This is a genomic window from Pantoea sp. SIMBA_079 (assembly GCF_046940275.1).
Taxonomy (GTDB): domain Bacteria; phylum Pseudomonadota; class Gammaproteobacteria; order Enterobacterales; family Enterobacteriaceae; genus Pantoea; species Pantoea borealis.
The window spans coordinates 1-347 of sequence record NZ_JAWRYR010000095.1; the positions used below are offsets into that span (position 1 = coordinate 1).

At 70.6% G+C, this 347-nt stretch carries 1 protein-coding gene; it reads right to left on the reverse strand.

Going from position 1 to position 347, the window contains the following annotated elements; genetic code table 11:
* Nucleotides 1–347 (reverse strand): ATP-binding cassette domain-containing protein (locus SB719_RS19260; RefSeq protein WP_412159618.1); only part of this gene is annotated, 347 nt, incomplete at both ends.

Below are 347 nucleotides of genomic sequence, written 5' to 3' on the forward strand. Positions count from 1 at the left end.
CTGCTGCGCAGTCGGCCGATCCATGCCGCTGAGGAGGCCCGCGTACTCGACGAGCTGCTGGCCGGTGAGGCGGTCGAACAGCCGGACGCCGTCGGAGAGCACGCCGATCATCGCCTTCGCGACCAGGGGCTGCCTCCACATGTCGACGCCGTGGATGAGCACCTCCCCGGCGTCCGGGCGCAGCAGGCCGGTCGCCATGCCGAGCGTCGTCGTCTTGCCCGCGCCATTCGGCCCGATCAGCGCGTGGACGCGGGCATGTTCCACATCGAGATCGACGTTCCTGACCGCGTGAAAGCCGCCAAAGGACTTGCCCAGTCCGCGCGCCGACAGAACCGTCCGGCCGCCGG